Annotated in this window: 20 protein-coding genes; 6 read left to right on the top strand and 14 right to left on the bottom strand. The window is 68.9% G+C overall.

Translation table 11 applies throughout. The features are described 5' to 3' along the window. Positions 1 to 8: 8 nt before the first annotated feature. The 7 genes from ACFY1H_RS35770 to ACFY1H_RS35740 form a co-directional block, all read right to left on the bottom strand. A complete protein-coding gene (locus tag ACFY1H_RS35770; protein ID WP_366585655.1) occupies positions 9 to 1,007 on the bottom strand; it encodes a dipeptide ABC transporter ATP-binding protein in 999 nt (332 codons plus the stop codon). Beyond that, the gene (locus ACFY1H_RS35765) at positions 1,000 to 2,001 is read right to left on the bottom strand and encodes an ABC transporter ATP-binding protein (RefSeq protein ID WP_386953889.1); all 1,002 of its coding nucleotides are present in this window, start codon (positions 1,999 to 2,001) and stop codon (positions 1,000 to 1,002) included. Before ACFY1H_RS35765 ends, ACFY1H_RS35770 begins: the two co-directional genes overlap by 8 nt. Positions 2,002 to 2,008: 7 nt before the next feature. Then, a complete protein-coding gene (locus tag ACFY1H_RS35760; protein WP_366585651.1) occupies positions 2,009 to 2,962 on the bottom strand; it encodes an ABC transporter permease in 954 nt (317 codons plus the stop codon). After that, entirely contained in the window at positions 2,955 to 3,881 is a 927-nt protein-coding gene (locus ACFY1H_RS35755) for an ABC transporter permease (protein ID WP_366585649.1), read from the bottom strand. Before ACFY1H_RS35755 ends, ACFY1H_RS35760 begins: the two co-directional genes overlap by 8 nt. A 96-nt stretch (positions 3,882 to 3,977) precedes the next feature. Then, positions 3,978 to 5,600: an ABC transporter substrate-binding protein gene (locus ACFY1H_RS35750; RefSeq protein WP_366585647.1), complete on the bottom strand. Its 1,623-nt coding sequence runs from the start codon at positions 5,598 to 5,600 to the stop codon at positions 3,978 to 3,980. Positions 5,601 to 5,766: 166 nt separating this feature from the next. After that, positions 5,767 to 6,720, bottom strand: a complete 954-nt coding sequence (locus tag ACFY1H_RS35745) for a Ppx/GppA phosphatase family protein (RefSeq protein ID WP_366585645.1) — start codon at positions 6,718 to 6,720, stop codon at positions 5,767 to 5,769. A gap of 24 nt (positions 6,721 to 6,744) precedes the next feature. Next, positions 6,745 to 7,842, bottom strand: a complete 1,098-nt coding sequence (locus tag ACFY1H_RS35740; protein WP_386953885.1) for a lytic transglycosylase domain-containing protein — start codon at positions 7,840 to 7,842, stop codon at positions 6,745 to 6,747. An 87-nt stretch (positions 7,843 to 7,929) separates the two neighbouring features. Between ACFY1H_RS35740 and ACFY1H_RS35735 the strand changes: the two genes are divergently transcribed. Continuing rightward, entirely contained in the window at positions 7,930 to 8,745 is an 816-nt protein-coding gene (locus ACFY1H_RS35735) for a hypothetical protein (RefSeq protein WP_386953883.1), read from the top strand. A gap of 132 nt (positions 8,746 to 8,877) precedes the next feature. Next, positions 8,878 to 9,159: a hypothetical protein gene (locus ACFY1H_RS35730; RefSeq protein WP_386953880.1), complete on the top strand. Its 282-nt coding sequence runs from the start codon at positions 8,878 to 8,880 to the stop codon at positions 9,157 to 9,159. Positions 9,160 to 9,258: 99 nt separating this feature from the next. Here the strand turns inward: ACFY1H_RS35730 and ACFY1H_RS35725 are convergent, their stop codons facing one another. Beyond that, on the bottom strand, positions 9,259 to 9,804 hold the full coding sequence (locus tag ACFY1H_RS35725; protein ID WP_386953877.1) for a DUF501 domain-containing protein: 546 nt from the start codon (positions 9,802 to 9,804) through the stop codon (positions 9,259 to 9,261). Between the two features lie 667 nt (positions 9,805 to 10,471). Here ACFY1H_RS35725 and ACFY1H_RS35720 point away from each other — a divergent pair. Beyond that, positions 10,472 to 10,702, top strand: coding sequence for a hypothetical protein (locus tag ACFY1H_RS35720; protein ID WP_386953874.1), 231 nt, complete (start codon positions 10,472 to 10,474; stop codon positions 10,700 to 10,702). On the opposite strand, the gene ACFY1H_RS35715 is transcribed toward ACFY1H_RS35720, so the two are convergent. The 5 genes from ACFY1H_RS35715 to ACFY1H_RS35695 all read right to left on the bottom strand — a co-directional run bounded on the left by ACFY1H_RS35715 (position 10,699) and on the right by ACFY1H_RS35695 (position 13,998). Beyond that, on the bottom strand, positions 10,699 to 10,944 hold the full coding sequence (locus ACFY1H_RS35715; RefSeq protein WP_366585633.1) for a helix-turn-helix transcriptional regulator: 246 nt from the start codon (positions 10,942 to 10,944) through the stop codon (positions 10,699 to 10,701). The two genes, ACFY1H_RS35720 and ACFY1H_RS35715, sit on opposite strands and share 4 nt — an antisense overlap. After that, on the bottom strand, positions 10,944 to 11,435 hold the full coding sequence (locus ACFY1H_RS35710; RefSeq protein ID WP_386953871.1) for a DUF2975 domain-containing protein: 492 nt from the start codon (positions 11,433 to 11,435) through the stop codon (positions 10,944 to 10,946). The genes ACFY1H_RS35715 and ACFY1H_RS35710 overlap by 1 nt, the downstream gene beginning before the upstream one ends. A 111-nt stretch (positions 11,436 to 11,546) precedes the next feature. After that, on the bottom strand, positions 11,547 to 11,909 hold the full coding sequence (locus ACFY1H_RS35705) for a septum formation initiator family protein (protein ID WP_220244275.1): 363 nt from the start codon (positions 11,907 to 11,909) through the stop codon (positions 11,547 to 11,549). 232 nt (positions 11,910 to 12,141) lie between these two features. Beyond that, on the bottom strand, positions 12,142 to 13,428 hold the full coding sequence (eno, locus tag ACFY1H_RS35700) for a phosphopyruvate hydratase (RefSeq protein ID WP_220244276.1): 1,287 nt from the start codon (positions 13,426 to 13,428) through the stop codon (positions 12,142 to 12,144). 99 nt (positions 13,429 to 13,527) lie between these two features. Further along, a complete protein-coding gene (locus ACFY1H_RS35695) occupies positions 13,528 to 13,998 on the bottom strand; it encodes a VOC family protein (RefSeq protein WP_366585629.1) in 471 nt (156 codons plus the stop codon). Between the two features lie 72 nt (positions 13,999 to 14,070). On the opposite strand from ACFY1H_RS35695, the gene ACFY1H_RS35690 reads away from it, so the two are divergent. Together ACFY1H_RS35690 and ACFY1H_RS35685 are read left to right on the top strand one after the other, a co-directional pair. Beyond that, complete coding sequence (locus tag ACFY1H_RS35690) at positions 14,071 to 14,472, top strand: tetratricopeptide repeat protein (protein WP_366585627.1); 402 nt, start codon at positions 14,071 to 14,073, stop codon at positions 14,470 to 14,472. Positions 14,473 to 14,611: 139 nt separating this feature from the next. Continuing rightward, positions 14,612 to 14,818: a hypothetical protein gene (locus tag ACFY1H_RS35685; RefSeq protein ID WP_366585625.1), complete on the top strand. Its 207-nt coding sequence runs from the start codon at positions 14,612 to 14,614 to the stop codon at positions 14,816 to 14,818. A 740-nt stretch (positions 14,819 to 15,558) separates the two neighbouring features. Here the strand turns inward: ACFY1H_RS35685 and ACFY1H_RS35680 are convergent. After that, positions 15,559 to 16,272, bottom strand: a complete 714-nt coding sequence (locus ACFY1H_RS35680; RefSeq protein ID WP_386954286.1) for a murein transglycosylase — start codon at positions 16,270 to 16,272, stop codon at positions 15,559 to 15,561. Between the two features lie 409 nt (positions 16,273 to 16,681). Between ACFY1H_RS35680 and efeU the strand changes: the two genes are divergently transcribed. Then, positions 16,682 to 17,530, top strand: coding sequence for an iron uptake transporter permease EfeU (gene efeU / locus ACFY1H_RS35675; protein WP_366585623.1), 849 nt, complete (start codon positions 16,682 to 16,684; stop codon positions 17,528 to 17,530).

The following is a 17,530-nucleotide window of genomic DNA, read 5'->3' as shown; positions in this document are numbered from 1 at the left end:
GACTAAAGTCAGGGCACCACGGACCGGGCTTCCGCGAAGTGGCACGCCGAGAGGTGACCGTCGGTGCGCGGCGACAGCTCGGGGTCCTCGGTGGCGCAGATGTCCTGCGCCTTCCAGCACCGCGTGCGGAACCGACAGCCCGACGGCGGGTCGAGCGGGCTCGGCGGGTCACCTTCGAGCCGGATGATCTGCCGCTGCCCGCGCACCTCCGGGTCGGCCACGGGCACAGCCGAGAGCAGCGCCTGCGTGTACGGGTGCGAGGGCCGCTCGTAGATCTCGTCCTCGGTGCCGATCTCCACGATCTTGCCCAGGTACATCACGGCCACGCGCGTGGCGAGGTGGCGCACCACGGACAGGTCGTGCGCGATGAACACGTACGACAGCCCGAACTCCGTCTGCAGGTCGCCGAGCAGGTTCATCACCTGCGCCTGGATGGAGACGTCCAAAGCGGACACCGGCTCGTCGCAGATGATCACCTTCGGCCGCAGCGCGAGCGCCCGCGCGATGCCGATGCGCTGGCGCTGCCCGCCCGAGAACTGGTGCGGGTAGCGGTTGAGGTGCTCGGGGTTGAGCCCCACCACCTCCAGCAGCTCACGCACCTTCTGCGCGCGCGAACCCTTCGGCGCCACCTCGGTGTGGATCTCGAACGGCTCGCCGACGATGTCGCCGACGGTCATCCGCGGGTTCAGCGACGTGTACGGGTCCTGCAGCACGATCTGGATCTCGCGCCGCAGCCGGCGCAGCTCGCCGCCGCGCAGCTTGAAGATGTCGCGGCCCTCGAACGTCGCCCCGCCCGCGGTCGGCTCCTCCAGGCGCATCAGCACCTGCGCGAGCGTCGACTTGCCGCAGCCCGACTCGCCCACCACGCCGAGCGTCTCGCCCGGCGCCAGGTCGAACGAGACGCCGTCGACGGCCTTGACGTGCCCGATGGTGCGCTTGAACAGCACGCCCTGGCGCACCGGGAAGTGCTTCACCAGCTCCTGCACCCTGAGAATCGGCTCAGCCACGGCTTCCCACCACCTCTTCGGCGAAGTGACACGCACTGACCCGGCCGAAACCGAGGCTGTGCAACGACGGTCGTTCCTCCGAACAGCGTTGCTCCGCCCGTTTGCACCGCGGGTGGAACGGACAACCCGAAGGGATGTCGAGCAGGCTCGGCGGCAGGCCCTTGATGGTCTCCAGTGTCTGCCCCTTGAGGTCCAGCCGCGGCAGCGAGTCCATCAGCGCCCCCGTGTACGGGTGGCCCGGCGACTTGAACAGCTCGTGCACGTCGGCCTGCTCCACGATCCGGCCCGCGTACATCACGGCGATCCGGTCGGCGACCTCCGCGACCACACCCAGGTCGTGGGTGATGAGGACGAGCCCCATCTGCCGTTCGCGCTGGATCTCGCCGAGCAGGTCCATGATCTGGGCCTGCACGGTCACGTCGAGTGCCGTGGTCGGCTCGTCCGCGATCAGCAGCACGGGGTCGAGCGCCAGCGACATCGCGATCATCGCGCGCTGGCGCATGCCGCCCGAGAACTGGTGCGGGTAGTCCTTCACCCGCCGCGCGGCGGCCGGGATGCGCACCAGGTCCAGCAGCTCGATCGCGCGTTTGCGGGCGTCCTGTTTGGACATCCCCTGGCGCACGCGCAGCTGTTCCTCGATCTGGAACCCGACGGTGAACACGGGGTTCAGGGCCGAGAGCGCGTCCTGGAAGATCATCGCGATCTCGGTGCCGCGCAGCTCGCGCCGCCGCTCGGGCGTGGCCGTGAGCAGGTCCTCGCCGCGGTAGCGGATCGAACCTCCGGTGATCACCCCCGGCGGCATGTCGAGGATGCCCATGATGGTCTGCGCGGTCACGCTCTTGCCGGAGCCGGATTCACCCAGCACGGCAAGGGTTTCGCCGGCGTGCACGGAGTAGCTCACGCCGTTGAGCACGTTGGCGACGCCGTCGGCCGTGCGGAACTCCACCTGGAGGTCTTCGACCTCGAGCAGCAGCTCGTTCGTTGGTTCGGACATCGGCGGGTTACCTCGACTTCGGGTCGAGCGCGTCGCGGATCCCGTCACCGAGCATCACGAACGCGAGCACGGTGATGGTGACGAACGCACCGGGGAACAAGAGCATGTGCGGGTCGGCCCGGAAGTAGTCGCGCGAGTCGCTGATCATCACGCCCCACGAGATCACCGGCGGCCGCACGCCGATGCCGAGGTACGCGAGCGTCGCCTCGGCACCGATGGCCGCGCCGAGCGCGATGGTGGCGTAGACCAGCACCGGCGCGAGCGTGTTGGGCAGCAGGTGCCGGAACACGATGCGCGGCGTGCTGGCGCCCAGCGCCCGGGCGGCCTTCACGTAGTCGAGCTGCTTCGCGACCAGCGTCGCCGAACGCATGATGCGCATGGCGACCGGCCAGGTCAGCACGGCGATGGAGCAGACCACCTGCACGATGATCGTCACCGCGCCGGGGTTGGAGCCGGGCGCGTTGAACGTCGTGAGGATGACGATCGCGCCGAGCACGAACGGCAGGCCGGCGAAGATGTCGCCCAGCCGCGAGAGCAGGCTGTCGATCAGGCGGCCGTAGTAGCCGGCGAGGATGCCGACCAGCGAGCCGAACACCACCGTCAGGATCGTCGCGAACACGCCGACCAGCAGCGACGCGCGGGCGCCGTAGATCGTGCGGGTGTAGACGTTGTAACCCTGGTTGTCATAGCCGAACCACGCCTCGGACGACGGGCCCTGGTTGGCCTTCGTCAGGTCGCCCAGCCCGGGGTCACCGTGCGCGAACAGGCCCGGCGCGATCGCGATGAGCACGATGAACAGGATGATCACCGCGGAGATCACGAACGCCGGCTTGCGGCGCAGCTGGCGCCAGGCGTCACCCCACAGGCTGCGGGGCTTCTTCGTCTCGGTCGCGGAGTCGTCGATGCGCGACAGCTCCGCTGCGTCGACAGCCGTGCCTCCGACGAGGTTGGGGTCAGTCATAGCGGATCCTCGGGTCGAGAACGGCGTAGAGCAGGTCCACGATCAGGCTCATCAGCAGGTACACGAGCACGAGCAGCACCACGACGCCCACGACGGTGGCGCTCTCGCGGTTCTGGATGCCGCGGAAGATGAGCCCGCCCAGGCCGTTGATGTTGAACACGCCCTCGGTCACGATCGCGCCGCCCATCAGCGCACCCAGGTCGGTGCCGAGGAACGTCAGCACCGGGATCACCGAGTTGCGCAGCAGGTGCACGCCGACGACGCGGCTGTTGGGCTGGCCCTTCGCGATGGCCGTGCGGATGTAGTCGGCGTGGCGGTTCTCCGCGATCGACGTTCTCGTGAGCCGCGCGACGTAGGCCATCGAGAGGCTGCCCAGCGCGATGCCGGGCACGATCAGCTCGCCGAAGCCGGGGTTGTCCGACACGCTCGTGTCGATGATGCCGAGCTCGGTGCCGAGCACCAGCTGCAGCACGATCGCCGTGACGAACACCGGGAGCGAGATCAGGAAGGTGGTCGAGACCAGCACCAGGTTGTCGAGGAAACCCTTGCCGCGCAGGCCGGTCAGGACACCCGCGGTCAGGCCGATCACGGCCTCGATGAGCACCGCGATGAGCGCCAGGCGCAGCGTGATCGGGTAGGAGGTGGCGATCAGCTCGCCGACGGAGGTGCCGTTGAAGGTCTCGCCCCAGTCGCCCGTGAACAGGCTGCCGAGGTACTTGAGGTACTGGAGGATCAGGTTGTCGTTCAGGTGGAACTTCTCGGTCATCAGGTCGACGTAGGCCTGGGGGCAGGCCGTCTGACCGCACTTGCCGGAGAAGGGATCACCCGGGACGGCCCACACCAGCACGTAGATCAGGAAGGTCGTTCCGAAGAACACCGGGATCAGCTGGAGCAGGCGTCGCAGGACGTAGCGAATCATGCGTCAGTTCCTAGGAGTGCGCGCCGGGCGAGCCGCGGACCGTCCTGGTGAGACGGTCCGCGGCTGCCTTGGTGGTGGGACGTCTTTCTCAGCGCGTCACTTGGTGACCTCGACCGACGAGTAGTCGGCGCGGCGGCGGAAGTCGAGCGTCACGGTCTTGGTGTGCTTGGACTTCGCGGCCACACCCTTCTCGTCCCAGACCGGGATCGACGGCAGGTCCTTGGCGATGGCGTCCTCGGCCTGCTGGTAGATCTTGATCGCGGCGTCCTTGTCCGGCGTGGAGTCGGCCTGCTCCAGGAGCTGGTCCACGGCCGGGTTGGAGTAGACCGAGTCGTTCGACGAGGCGCCCGTGCGGTAGATCGGGTTCAGGAAGTCCTCGATCGACGGGTAGTCGGCCGACCAGTCCGAACGGCCCATGCCGGTCAGCTTGTGGCCCGTCACGATGCTGCGCCACTGGCCGAAGTCCGTGGCCGGCACGAAGTCGCACTCGACGCCGAGCACGTTCTTGATGCTGTTGCACGCGGCCACCAGCGGCTCCTTGCGGCCACCGTCGGCGTTGGAGGCGATGGTGAGCTTGCCCTTGAAGCCGGACTTCGCGAACGCCGCCTTGGCCGCCGTCGGGTCGAACTTGCAGAACTCGCACACCGCCGGGCGGTAGCCCTCGATGCCCTGCGAGACGTAACCGTCGGCCGGCACGTACGTGTCGTTCATGACGGTCTTGGTGATCTGCGCGCGGTCGATCGCCATGGAGATGGCCTTGCGCAGGTCGAGGTTGTCGTAGCCGGGCACGTAGTACGGCACGGCGATGGTGCTGATGCCGAGCAGGTGGCCGGTGACCAGGTTGTCCTTGAGGTCGGTCTTGTACTTGCTGCCGGCCAGGGCACTGGGCGGGAGCGTCTCGATGAAGTCGAGCTTGTTGCTCAGCAGGTCCTGGTACGCGGTTTCCTGGCTCGCGTAGATCTTGATGTCCAGGTCCTTGAACTTGACCTTGTCCTGGCCCTTGTAGTCGTCGTTGCGCGTCAGCTTGATGTCGACGTTCGGCGTGCGGCTGACGAACTTCATCGGGCCGTTGCCGATCGGGTGCTGCGCGAAGGCCTTGGGGTCCTTGAAGAACACGTCGGGCAGCGGCGCGAAGGCCGTGTAGCCGATCTTGGTGGCGAAGACCGAGAACGGCGCCTTCAGCGTCACCTGGAACTCGTAGTCGCCCTTCACGACCAGGCCGGACATCTTGTCCGTGGTCGGCTTGGCGTTGTCGTCGGCCGGGTGGACGTCGTCGTAGCCCTGGATGTTCTCGAAGAACGTGCTGTTGATCTGCCCGTTGGGCGAGTAGGCGCCGTAGTTCCAGGCGTCGACGAAGTTCTTCGCCTTGACCTCGGTGCCGTCGTGGAACTTCCAGCCCTGCTTGATCTTGATGTCGAAGACCTTGGAGTCGGTCGTGGTGATCGACTCGGCCATCTGGTTGTAGGGCTGTGCGTTGTCACCCTTGAACGCGACCAGCTCGGCGAACATCGCGTCGACGGCCTTCGAGCCACCCAGCTCATTGGTGTTCGTGGGGATCAGGGTGTTCTGCGGCTCGGTGCCGTAGACGGTGAAGGTCCCGTTGGGATCCACCTCACCGGACGACCCGCTACTGCTGGAGCCACCACCGCACGCGGCCAGGACCAATGACAAGGTTGTCACCACCGCGGCGGCTCCCCAGAGCCTGCGTGAACGCCGCATGTTTCCCCTCCATCTCGTGTTCCCGAAAAGTGAGATGGAGGTTATCGGGCTATTGGCGGTTTGTAACCAGATCGCTCGGTTGCAAATGAGTGACAACCTTGTCGCTCACCCGGCCAGAGTACGACCAACGTCGTGTTGATCACCGAGTGTGCCCGCGCTGCTCCGCTCAGGCGAGAGACAGCGCGATTCCGTCGAGGATGTCGTGTTCGCTGACAACCAGCTGGTCCGGACCACCGCGTTTCGCGAGCTGCTCGGCCAGTACCTGCACGATCACCGCACCCCCGCCGATCACGTCCACCCGGCCCGGATGGATCACGGGGTTGGCCGCGCGGGTGGCCCGGTCGGCCGCCAGCAGGCTCGTCGCGAGGCTGTCGATCTGGGCGTGGGAGAGCTTCGACAGGTGGGTGCGCTCGGAGTCGTACTCGGGCAGCTCCTGGGCGACCGCTGACAACGTGGTCACCGTGCCGGCGACCCCGATCCACGTCTGGGCCTTGGCCACGTCGACGACGTCGAAGGCCTCTTGGAGGATGGTCTCGGCGGTGGTTTTCGCCCGGGTGATCTCTTCCGGGGTGGGCGGGTCGCCCTTGAGGTCACGCTCGGTGATGCGGACGCAGCCGATGTCGACGGACTTGGCCGCGAGCACCTCGGCGCGCCGGCCGTCCCAGGTGCCGAGGACCAGTTCGGTCGAGCCGCCGCCGACGTCGACGACCACGAAGGGCCCGTCGTCCGGGTCCTGCTCCCCGACGGCACCGGTGAAGGACAGGCGCGCTTCCTCGTCGCCGCTGATCACTTCGGCCTCGACGCCAAGCGTCTCGCGTGTCATGGCGAAGAACTCGTCGCGGTTGCTGGCGTCCCGGGTGGCGGAGGTGGCGACCATCCGGACCTTTTCGACGCCCTTGCGCCGCGCCGCGATCGTGTAGTCGGCGAGGGCTTTCCGCGTCCGCTCCAGCGCTTCCGGCGCGAGGCGGCCGGTGGCGTCGACGCCTTGGCCGAGGCGCACGATGCGCATCTCGCGGTGCAGGTCGCGCAAGTCGACCGTGCCGTCGTGGCGCGGCGTCAGCTCGGCGACGAGCAGGCGGATGGAGTTGGTCCCACAGTCGATCGCGGCTACACGAGGCATGGCGTCGACTTTACTGGGTCGAGGTCAGGACTCTGGGGCGTTGCTCGTCGGGGTCGGTGAGTCGCTGCTGCCGTCCGGCGGAGCGGAGCTTTCCTGGCCACACGGCGGAAGGCTCGGGGTAGTCGTCGGGCTCGTGCTCGGGCTTTCGGGTGTGGTCGCCGGCGTGCTGTCGGCTGTGGTGCTGCTGACGCAGGTCGGCGAGGTGCTGGTGGTCGTCTCTGTCGACGTGGTGGTGCTGCTGCTCGGGCTCCCACTCGGCGGCAACGACACCGGCGGCGGCCCACTCGACGGCGCACCCGACACCGGAGGCGGCGGCACGGCGGGCGGCGGCGGATTCACACCCGCATTGGGTGCCCCGACGGGAATCTGGCTGTCCGGCAACGGCGCGACGCCGTTGCGGTAGGCCTCGGCCCAGAGGATGACGGTGTTCACGTAGACGTCGGAGTTGTTGTAGCGGTAGATCGCCGTGCGCAGCTGGTCCGGGTTCGCGACGTCCAGCCCACCGGAGCACAGGTAGCGCGCCGTGGCCAGCGAGGCGTCGAACAGGTTCTCCGGGTCGGCCGCGCCGTCGCCGTTCCCGTCGGACGCGTACTCGCGCCACGTCGCGGGGATGAACTGCGCCGGGCCGACGGCGCGATCCCAGACGGTGTCGTGGTCCAGCACGCCCCCGTCGGTGTCGGGAATCGCCGCGAACGGCCCGCTCCCGTTGAGCTCCGGCCCGAGGATCGGTTCGAGCGCCGTACCCGCCGCGTCGACATAACCACCCCGCGCGTGGTTGGACTCGATCCGCCCGATGCTGGCCACCAGCGCCCAGTCGATGTGACAGTTCGGCTGCTCGTGCGCCAGGATGTCGGCCGCGTTGTGATACGCGGCCAACGCCGTGGTCGGAATCCCAAGGGGCCCGTTGGGCAACTCGTACGCCGGCAACGGCAGCGGAACGGGCGAATCGGGCAAGCTCCCGTCGACCGCGACCTTTTCCACCTGGGGGTTCTGGGGGTCGTAACCCTGTTCGAGCGCCACGTTTTTGGTGTGGGTCGTCGGCAACCCGGCCGTCCACGCACCGACGGCCACCGTCAACGCAATCGCCGGCACGACCGCCAACACCCCCACGGCGACGGACACGACGTTCCGATGCTCAGCGGTGACCTTGCGGCCGCGATACCGGGCTTTCCTCGTGGCGATACGGAGACTTCTCGGCCCCCGCGGCGCTTGGTTCGGCCTCGCCCAGCGGCGGGGTCTGTCTGGGGTTTCTGCCTCCGCTGCTTCTGCTTCGCCCGCTTCAGCCGCTTCTGCTTCGCCTACTTCGGCAGCAGCTCCGTCTTCACCGGCTTCGACGCCTTCGCCCGCTTCGGCTCGGCCCTCGCGACTCTGCGCTTCAGGCCCGGCGTCGCCTGCCACATCAGTTCCGCCGACCACACCCGCTTCGGCGACTTCGCGCACCTCGGCATGTGCCTCACGGCCCTGCGCTTCCGTCCCGGCGTCGCGTGCCAGGTCGGTTTCGCCGACCACCTCGGCACGACCTTCGCCGACCACACCCACTTCTGCAACTCCGCCCGCCTCAGGCCGAACCCCACCGGCCTGCGCTTGCGGCCCGTCGCCAGCCGCCGCGACCTCGGCTTCGCCAGCTACTTCAGCGGCTTCGACGCCTTCGGCGACTCCGCCCGCCGCAGCCGGAGCCTCGCCACCCTGCGCTTCGGGCTCAACGTCAGGAGCCACATCGTTTCCGCTGGCCACCCCGGCACGAGCTTCGCCGACCGGACCGACTTCGCCGACTTCGCCCGGTTCAGCCTGAGCCTCGCCGCCGTGTGCGCCCGGCTCGTTGTCAGATGCCGCGGGCTCAGTTTCGCCGGCTACTTCGGCGCTAGCGTTGCCGATCTTGTCCGCTCGGGTCTGGACTGCTCCGCCGTCTTCTTCGGCTTCGGCGACTTCGCCCTGAGCATGCTCAGCTTCGCCCGTCTCAGCCTGGGCCGCGTCGGCTTCGCTCGCTTCGGCGCGCGCGGCTCCAATCCCTGCGGCCGCGGCTGAAGCTTCGTCGAGCGGTTCGTCTCGAGCCGCGGTGCCTTCAGCCGACTCGCGACGAGCGCCTTCGCAGTCCTGAGCGCGCGATGCTTCGGATGATTCAGCTGCAGTCTCTTCAGCGTCTTCAGGCACTCCACGGTGAACTACTTCAGCTTGGGCTTCGGGTTCTCCGTCTGCTTCGACCTCGGCAACGTCCGCTTCGGGCTCACGGAGATCCGCGGCGTCCACACCGAGGTCGTGGCCGCGACCGTCCACATCGTTCGCCTCGGCTTCGGCCGGAGCCGGGGCGCGGGTGGCGTCGGCGTGGGGTCCAGTGCGGAGCTTGCGGGCAATGTGCCCGAGTCCGCGTGGCGCCCGCATGGTTCGAACCCTCCTCGGGGTCACCCGGTGGTGAGCCCGATGGTTGCCTACGTCGTGTGAAGATTCCGTACTCAGCTTGGCGGCGGGTCACCCGTACGGGAACCCACAGATGCAGTAACTGCCCGCCTGTCCGGACTATCTGCACACGAGACGGGAGCGTTACCCCTCGTCGGCGGCGGATTCGGCAGCGGCGCACTCGCCCGACGGCCAGCCCTGGGTGTGGAGCCAGGCGAGGGTCTCGTCGCCGAAGGGGTTGACGCCCGGGCCGGCGGCGAGGGTGTGGGCGAGGTGGACGTGGAGGCACTTCACGCGCCCCGGCATGCCGCCGGCGGTGACCTGCGTGCCGAGGGACTCGATGGCGTCGCGCTCGGCGAGGTAGGTCTCGTGGGTGCGCAGGTACGCCGCGGCGAGCTCCGGGTCGGTCTCGAGCCGCGCGGTCATCTCCTTCATCACGCCGGACGCCTCCAGCGTGCCGACGAGCGACGTCAGCCGCGGGCACGTCAAGTAGTACAGCGTGGGGAACGGGGTGCCGTTCTCGAGCCGCGGGCTCGTCTGCACCACCGACGGGTGCCCGCTCGGACACCGCGCCGCCACGGCCCGCAACGCACGCGGCGGACGCCCGAGCTGCTCCCTGATGATCTCCCGGTCGGCATCGGTGACCGGCTCGAAGCGGGGGGTTTCCGTGCTGCTGTTGCTGCTGTTCACGTCCCCAGGTTAGTGCCGCCGACGCCCGGCCCCTCCGCCGCCTCCGCCCGAACCCCCGACTTATCCACAACTCGGCTCCCCTGTGGACAACTCGGCCCCTCACGGCCTCGACCACCGTTTTCGCCGGCCCCCGCCGATAGAATGGAACCGGGGCGCAGCGGTTGAACGCACCCAGGACCAAGTCGCTTTCCCCAAACCCAAGCGACCCCCCGGCCGGCGGACCCGACCAGCGATCAGGATCCGCTCGGCCAAGCTCAGAAACCGGGCAGACACCATCAGCAACTATGGCGGCTGTCACGGCCTTGGCCCACCACCGCTTCACCGTCCGATCAATGATCCCCACCCACCGAACCGCTTCCCGACCCCACCTGTATCCACCAGCGCAAAGCAAGCGGCCACTCCACCGCCAGACACCTGCCGCACTCAGACGAAACCCGAACCCTCACCAGCACGGCTCGATCCCGACACCCTCAAGCCATGAACAACCCGTGACCACTCCGGTGTTGCAACCACTCCTGGAAACCGCCAGAGGGCGGGGCCTGCGGTCCCGGCGTCGGCGCGCGATTTGTGCTCAAGCGAGGCCGGGCGCAGCGGAGGATCATGACGCCGTTGTGGCTCGCCCTCGGCTGTCGGGCGCACAACCGCGATCCCAGGCAGAGGACACTCCATGACAGGCACGACGAAGGGCCTTGGCCTGGGCGCAATCGTCGTGATCACGGCCGGAGCAGTGGTGCTGTCCGCCGGATCCATCAGCTGCCAGGCCGACTCCGGAACCGGAGCGAACATCGGCGCCGACGTCGCGCTGACGTTCGGGCCCTATCTCGTCGCCCTGGGCCTGCTTCTGGGCATCGGCGCCGCCGCGGCCCACTTCGCCGGCCGGGCACGCCAGCACCGCTAACCCGTGCCACCAGGCGTTTTCACGCCCGCCTGAGCCACCTCGGCCTCCCACCGCAGCAGATCACCCGGCTGACACTCCAGCACCTCACAAAGCGCCGCCAGCGTCGCAAAGCGCACGGCCTTGGCGCGGCCGTTCTTCAGCACCGCCAGGTTCGCCGGCGTGATTCCCACGCGCTCCGCGAGCTCGCCGACCGACATCTTGCGCCGGGCCAGCATCACGTCGATGTCGACGGCGATGGGCATCAGATCACCTCGTCGAGCTCGGCCTGCAGCTGCGTGGCCTCGACGTCGCGGGCGACGGCCTGGGCCAGGAGCATGCGGAGCACCAGCACGATGAGCGCGACGCCCAGGATGGCCACGCCGATGCCGCCCATGATGAGGGTGACGCCGGGGTGGTCGCGCTGGCCGGGGGCGTTGATGGCCGTGACCGTGAACCACACGAGGGCCGCCGCCACGATCGCGCCGATGACGATGTCGACGTAGCGGAAGGCGGCGGGCGAGAACACCGTGCCGCGGCGCACCATCGTCACCAGCCGCCACACGCAGACCACGGCGACCTGCACCGTGACCAGGCCGACGATCGTGACGAGGCGCAGCGCGGTCAACGGCAGCGTTCCGTCCTCCGGATCGCTCCCGGTGATCAGCACCCACACCATCAGCACCTGGATCAGCACGGTTCCGGTGAGCACCACCGCGAGCACCGTGCGCAGTGCGTTCACTGCCAGCTTTCCCACAGGGCCATCCTCCCATCGAGTTACGATGGGAATCTATCGAAATTCGATAGGTGAAGCAATAAGAAAACGGCGGGGCACCCGAAGGCACCCCGCCGCTCAAACACCGAGAACTCACCCGCCCGACACGGAGTCCCACAGCTTCTCGTACCAAGACCCCTGCGGAACCGCCGCGGGGTTGGCCGCGGGCGGCGGTGCGGACGGCTGGTCCTCCGGCAGCTGCACGATGTACGGCGTCTCCCCCGGCTTCACGTACCGCAGCCGCCGGCGGGCCTCCGCCTCGATCTGCGCCGGGTCGCTGAGCTGGGCCTTGCGGTCGCGCAGGACGTCGACTTCCTTCTGCAGCTGGGCTTGCTGCGCCTCCTGGTCACGCACTTCCGAGCGCTGGCTCAGGTACGTCCGCAGCGGCACGGCGACGGTGAACGCCAGCGCACACACGACGATCGCCACCACGGCCGCGCGCCGGGTGGTCGACATACCGAGCACCTTGGCCGCGCCGGATGCGCGTTTGGCCGCGAGGCCACGGCGCAGCCGAGCCCTGGTCGTCTCCGAAGCGCCGGAAGCACCCGAAGAAACAGGGCGACGCCGCGCCGACGCGGGGCGACGGGCCCGCGTGGACCCGCCTCCCTCGGCGCGCCGGGTCCGCGAGGACCCGGCGCCGGTAGCGCCGCGACGGCTGCGCGCCCTCCCCCGGTCGGCCATGAAACCCTCAGGCCTCCGCGGTGAACCGCGGGAAGGCGAGGTCGCCGGCGTAGCGCGCGGCGTCCGCCAGCGTCTCCTCGATGCGCAGGAGCTGGTTGTACTTCGCGATCCGCTCGCCGCGCGCCGGGGCGCCCGTCTTGATCTGGCCGACGCCGGTGGCGACGGCGAGGTCCGCGATGAACGTGTCCTCGGTCTCGCCGGAGCGGTGGCTCATCATCGACTTGTAGCCGTACGACGTGGCCAGCGACACCGCGTCCAGCGTCTCCGACAGGGTGCCGATCTGGTTGACCTTCACCAGCAGCGCGTTGGCGGCGCGGCGGGTGATGCCCTCCTCGAGACGGTCCGGGTTGGTGACGAACAGGTCGTCGCCCACGAGCTGGACCTTGTCGCCGACCTCGGCGGTCAGCTGGACCCAGCCGTCCCAGTCGTCCTCGCTCAGCGGGTCCTCGATGGACACGAGCGGGTAGTCGCGCAGGAGTTCGGCGTAGTAGGCCGACATCTGCTCGGCGCTGCGCTTGGTGCCCTCGAACGTGTAGGCCCCGTCGGCGAAGAACTCGGTGGCGGCCACGTCGAGCGCGAGCGCGACGTCGCGGCCCGGCGCGTAGCCGGCCTTCTCGATCGCCTGCAGGATCAGGTCGAGCGCCTCGCGGTTGTTTCCAAGGCTCGGGGCGAAGCCGCCCTCGTCGCCGAGGCCGGTGGACAGGCCGCGGCCCTTCAGCACGCCCTTGAGCGCGTGGTAGACCTCGGTGCCCCAGCGCAGCGCCTCGCGGAACGACTCGGCGCCGATCGGCGCGATCATGAACTCCTGGATGTCCACGTCGGTGTCGGCGTGGGCGCCACCGTTGAGGATGTTGAGCATCGGCACGGGCAGCACGTGCGCGTTCGGCCCGCCCAGGTAGCGGAAGAGCTCCAGCTCGGCCGACTCGGCGGCGGCCTTCGCGACGGCCAGCGAAACGCCGAGGATCGCGTTGGCGCCCAGGCGCGACTTCGCGGGCGTGCCGTCGAGGTCCACGAGCTTCTGGTCGACGATCCGCTGGTCCACGGCGTCGACGCCCACCAGGTCCGGACCGATCTCGTCGAGCACCGCGGCGACCGCGCGCTCCACGCCCTTGCCGTTGTAGCGGCCGGTGTCCCCGTCACGCAGCTCGACTGCTTCGTGCTCACCAGTGGACGCACCCGACGGGACAGCGGCCCGCGCCAGCGTGCCGTCGTCGAGCGCCACCTCCACCTCGACGGTCGGGTTGCCACGCGAGTCCAGAATCTCGCGCGCGCCTACCTGCTCGATGAGAGCCACGCCATGCTCCTCAGTGGGTCGTGCCTGCGGTGACGCCGCCCAGAGTAGCCGTCCGCGGCTTTCACCCGTTGGAGGCACGGCCATTCCGCTCAGTGCCCGTCAGTGTCCTTCCGAGCCCTCCGGGCGCACTTCGCGCCACCCGGACGGCAGCTCGACGGTCTCCGACGTCTGCTGCCAGAACGTCCAGCTGTTGCCCCCGGGGTCGGCCACCGTGAACACGCGCGCGCCGTACGGCTGATCCTGCGGCGGTCCCGGCTCGGCGTCCTCGCCCAGCGCGGACCGCACGCGCTCGTACTGCGCGTCGACGTCGGTCACGTAGATGATGTTGAGCTGCCCGACCGGTCCCTCGACGCCCTTGGCCGCCCAGTATTCGGGACCCACGCCCGCGAGCTGGACCGTTCCGGTACCCGCGCAGAGCGTCGCCTGGAAGACCTCCCCGGACGCGTCCTCGAACCGCACTTCCTCCCGGAAGCCGAAGACCCTGGTCAGCCACTCCAGCGCCGCCGTCGCGTCGGTGTAGTAGAGGTAGGGCGCCAGGCCCAGGTAGCCGGGTTCCTGTCCGCTGCTCATGGCAGGACAGTCCACCACGACCCGTCCGCCGCCTCGTGCGAGGCCCTCCGGAGCGGTATCGTCGGAGTGACCATGACGGACGCCGCAGCAGCACCAGAGCCCACCGGCGAAGACCGTTTCCGTGCCTTCCGCCAGGCCGAGGATCTGGTCGATCGCCACCGCCCGCTCGACGCGCTCAAGGCGCTCGAACCCCTGCTCGACGAGACGGACAAACCCAGTGTCCAGCTCCTCGCGGGCCGCGCCTACTTCCATTCCGCGCAGCTGCGCCGGGCGGAGCGCGCGTTCACGCGGGTCCTCGAGCTGGATCCGACGGATCACTACGCCCGCTTCGTCCTCGGGCGGACCCTCCAGCGCCTCGGCCGGTTGGCCGAGGCGCTGGCACAACTGCGGATGGCCTCGGCGATGAACCCCGTGCCGGAGTACCTGGAGGCGATCGCCGAAGTGACGGCGCGGATCACGCTGCAGGACCGCTGACGGGCTCGGCCTTTCGGTCGGTCAGCGGTTCTTCGGGTGTGACCTTTCGGCGCATTGGCTCGGCCGGTCGGCTGATCCGGCGGACCCCCCTCGCGAGCGAACCTTGAGTCATCACGGAGAACGACCCGAGGAGCTCGAGATGAACGTCTTCACCTTCATCGCCGTCTACGCCGGCCTCGCCGTTTTGCTGCTGGCGGCCCTGTCGCCGGTGATCGTCGAGTTGGACGCCCGGTTCCCGGTGGGCCGCCGCTCGCGCGCCACCGCCGCTTCTGCTTCGCCTGCCGTGCCTGCCGCGCCGCGTCCGGCCAAGGCCCTCAAGGGCACGCGGATCACCGCCCACGCCTGAGGCGCCTTAGCACACGGCCGACTCGCCGCCCGGCTAACTGAGCGACTTATCCACACCGCGGTCCGCTGCGCGCGGGGTTGTCCACAGATTCCGCGAAGCCGGTTTCCAGGCCGCTGACCTCGGTAGACTGGGTTCGGGGACGCCCCCCTCGGGAGGGCGGGGGCCTGTCTTGCCGGCCGGTGGTCAGGGAGCAACACTCGCAGCCGCGTAGGAGTCGGCGGCGGTGTCGAGGGCGGTGTGGGCCGGTAAGCCGGTGCCCCGGGGAGCAGTGCCACTGATTTCGCCGCGTTTCCGCGGCGCGTGCGGATCAGAGAAGTAGACGGCATTCCTGATTCCAGTCCCGCGAGCGTTGCAGCTGCGCGGGCAAGGTCGAGATCTTCACCACGGATGCTGGTTGCAGCGCAGCTCGCGAGCGACCGTCAACGCCGCCTGGCTCGGCTCCAACGCGATCGCCCGTGACGGCGCCCCCGGACAGACGAACCCGACCTGCGAGAACGATTTGCTCCGCCCGGCTCAGGAACCGGACCGACATCGCCGCCACCACAACCGGCTCGCCATCCCGCGCGGCGGCCTCGGCCCACCAGCGTTTCGCCGCCTGATCAGCTGATCCCACTTCCCCAGTCCCGGCAGGCACCACTCAGCAACAAGACACACGCCACGCTGAACGAGTCCTGAATCCGCGGCGGCGACGCCCGATCCCGATACCCGCGACGATGGCGGCCTGTCTTGCCGGCCGGTGGTCAAGGAGCAACACTCGCCGCTGCGTAGGAGTCGGCGGCGGAGAAGACGGACTGCACGTAGTCCACCGAGGCGTTGTAGAACAGCATCGCGCGCCACCAGCCCGAGGGGGTGGCGAGGTCGTCGCCGCCGGAGCAGAGGTAGCGGGCGGCCGTGAAGGCGGCGTCGTCGATGTTCTGGGGGTTGGCGGGTTTGCCGTCGCCGTTGGCGCGTTCGGCGTATTTCTTCCACGTGGCCGGGGTGAAGTGCAGGGGGCCGAGTTCGTGGTCGGCTTTGCGGTCGCCGTCCAGGGCGCCGGAGTCGGTGTCCGCGCCCGCGGCAGCGCCGACGAAGGAGGGGGTCACGTCCCCGGAGGAAGACACCGCGAGGGAAGGCGTGGCCAGGTGGCCGACACCCGCGAGGGTCGCCCAGGACAGGTGGCAAGCCGGTTTCTGGCGGCGCATCCACATTTCCGCGCGGCCGTAGGCGGCGAGGACCCGGGCGGACAGCTGCGTCTTGCCCGCCACGCGCGTGGCCCACGCGTCGAGTTCGGCCTGGTCCGATTCGGTCGGGCGGTCGGGCGGGGCGGCCAAGCCGGCACGCGGAGCCGAACCACCCGATGGGGGACGCTGCGGTGGCACCGAGAACGACGACGTAGCCGGAGCCACAGCCGGAGCGGCCGAAGGAGCCGGGTCGCGCACCCCGATCGTCACCACCAGCACGATCCCCGTGAGCACCAGCCCCAGAGACAACGCGATCCGGCTGACGTAGCGACGGGGCGGAGACGTCGTCTGAGTGGTATCGGCCACCCGGACAGGTTACTTCTCCCACCTTCGCGTGACGCCATATCGGGTGATCACGAAACGCCCGACCGGACACAGTCAGAGGCCGATCGACCACTCCCCGAGATAGCCCCACCCCACCAAAGGCAAGCGGACGGTTAACTCCCAGCCCCAGCAGCTCACGTCACACAATTCGTTATGGATCCGCCGCCCACGTCGCTGACCTGCGGTTACCCTAACCTAACCCGACCGGGTAGTCCGATTTGTCCGGTCACCCGCCGGGCCTCGGGCGTACGCTCCTCTGGACTTACAGGCAAGCCTTACCTAAAAACATCAGGTCAGGTATGCGGAGGAGGGCTGAGCAGTGGTGTTTTCGAGCGCGCTCATCGGGTTGCGCGAAGGGCTCGAGGCCGCCCTGGTGGTCAGCATCCTGGTGGCGTTCCTGGTCAAGACCGACCGGCGCCACGCGCTGAAGTTCGTCTGGCCGGGTGTGGGCGCGGCGGTGCTGCTGTCGGTCGCCGTCGGCGCGATCCTGACCTACAGCACCGCGCAGCTGAGCTTCGAGCACCAGGAGCTGCTGGGCGGCAGCCTCTCGATCGTCGCGGTCGCGTTCGTCACGGCGATGATCTTCTGGATGCGCAAGGCCTCCAAGCAGATGGCCGCGGAGCTGCGCGGCAAGATGGAGGACGCGCTCAACGTCGGCCCCGCCGCCGTGCTGCTGCTGTCGTTCCTCGCCGTCGGCCGTGAAGGCCTCGAGACGGCCGTGTTCTTCTACTCCGCCGTGCAGACCGCGCAGTCGGACACGATCCAGCCGCTCATCGGGTTCGTGGTCGGCATCGCCGCCGCGATCGTGATCGCGTACCTGCTCTACCGCGGTGCCGTGCGGTTCAACCTCGCGAAGTTCTTCACCGTCACCGGTGTGCTGCTCGTGTTCGTCGCCGCCGGCGTGCTCGGCTACGGCCTGCACGACCTGCAGGAAGCCGGCTTCATCCCCGGCCTGACCACCCTCGCGTTCGACGCGTCGAGCACGCTGCCGGAAACCTCCTGGTACGGCGCGCTGCTCAAGGGGGTCTTCAACTACTCGCAGCAGACCACCGTGTTGCAGGCGATCGCGTGGGTCGCCTACGTGGTGATCGTGCTCCCGCTCTTCCTCAAGCCCACCAAGAAGAAAACCGTCACGGCTGAAGCCGCTGCGGCCGCTGTCAAGGAGTGA

Source organism: Amycolatopsis sp. NPDC001319 (assembly GCF_042896185.1).
Lineage (GTDB): Bacteria > Actinomycetota > Actinomycetes > Mycobacteriales > Pseudonocardiaceae > Amycolatopsis.
Note: the sequence above shows the minus strand (reverse complement) of the source record. Positions and strands in the feature narration are given on the sequence as shown.

What these genes read in the sequence shown, in the direction of transcription:
- ACFY1H_RS35745 (WP_366585645.1), bottom strand. Translation starts at nt 6,720, where the DNA reads ATGCCTCGTGTAGCCGCGATCGACTGTGGGACCAACTCCATCCGCCTG.
- ACFY1H_RS35715 (WP_366585633.1), bottom strand. Translation starts at nt 10,944, where the DNA reads ATGCCCATCGCCGTCGACATCGACGTGATGCTGGCCCGGCGCAAGATG.
- ACFY1H_RS35705 (WP_220244275.1), bottom strand. Translation starts at nt 11,909, where the DNA reads ATGTCGACCACCCGGCGCGCGGCCGTGGTGGCGATCGTCGTGTGTGCG.
- ACFY1H_RS35760 (WP_366585651.1), bottom strand. Translation starts at nt 2,962, where the DNA reads ATGACTGACCCCAACCTCGTCGGAGGCACGGCTGTCGACGCAGCGGAG.
- ACFY1H_RS35755 (WP_366585649.1), bottom strand. Translation starts at nt 3,881, where the DNA reads ATGATTCGCTACGTCCTGCGACGCCTGCTCCAGCTGATCCCGGTGTTC.
- ACFY1H_RS35765 (WP_386953889.1), bottom strand. Translation starts at nt 2,001, where the DNA reads ATGTCCGAACCAACGAACGAGCTGCTGCTCGAGGTCGAAGACCTCCAG.
- ACFY1H_RS35685 (WP_366585625.1), top strand. Translation starts at nt 14,612, where the DNA reads ATGAACGTCTTCACCTTCATCGCCGTCTACGCCGGCCTCGCCGTTTTG.
- ACFY1H_RS35690 (WP_366585627.1), top strand. Translation starts at nt 14,071, where the DNA reads ATGACGGACGCCGCAGCAGCACCAGAGCCCACCGGCGAAGACCGTTTC.
- ACFY1H_RS35695 (WP_366585629.1), bottom strand. Translation starts at nt 13,998, where the DNA reads ATGAGCAGCGGACAGGAACCCGGCTACCTGGGCCTGGCGCCCTACCTC.
- ACFY1H_RS35720 (WP_386953874.1), top strand. Translation starts at nt 10,472, where the DNA reads ATGACAGGCACGACGAAGGGCCTTGGCCTGGGCGCAATCGTCGTGATC.
- ACFY1H_RS35750 (WP_366585647.1), bottom strand. Translation starts at nt 5,600, where the DNA reads ATGCGGCGTTCACGCAGGCTCTGGGGAGCCGCCGCGGTGGTGACAACC.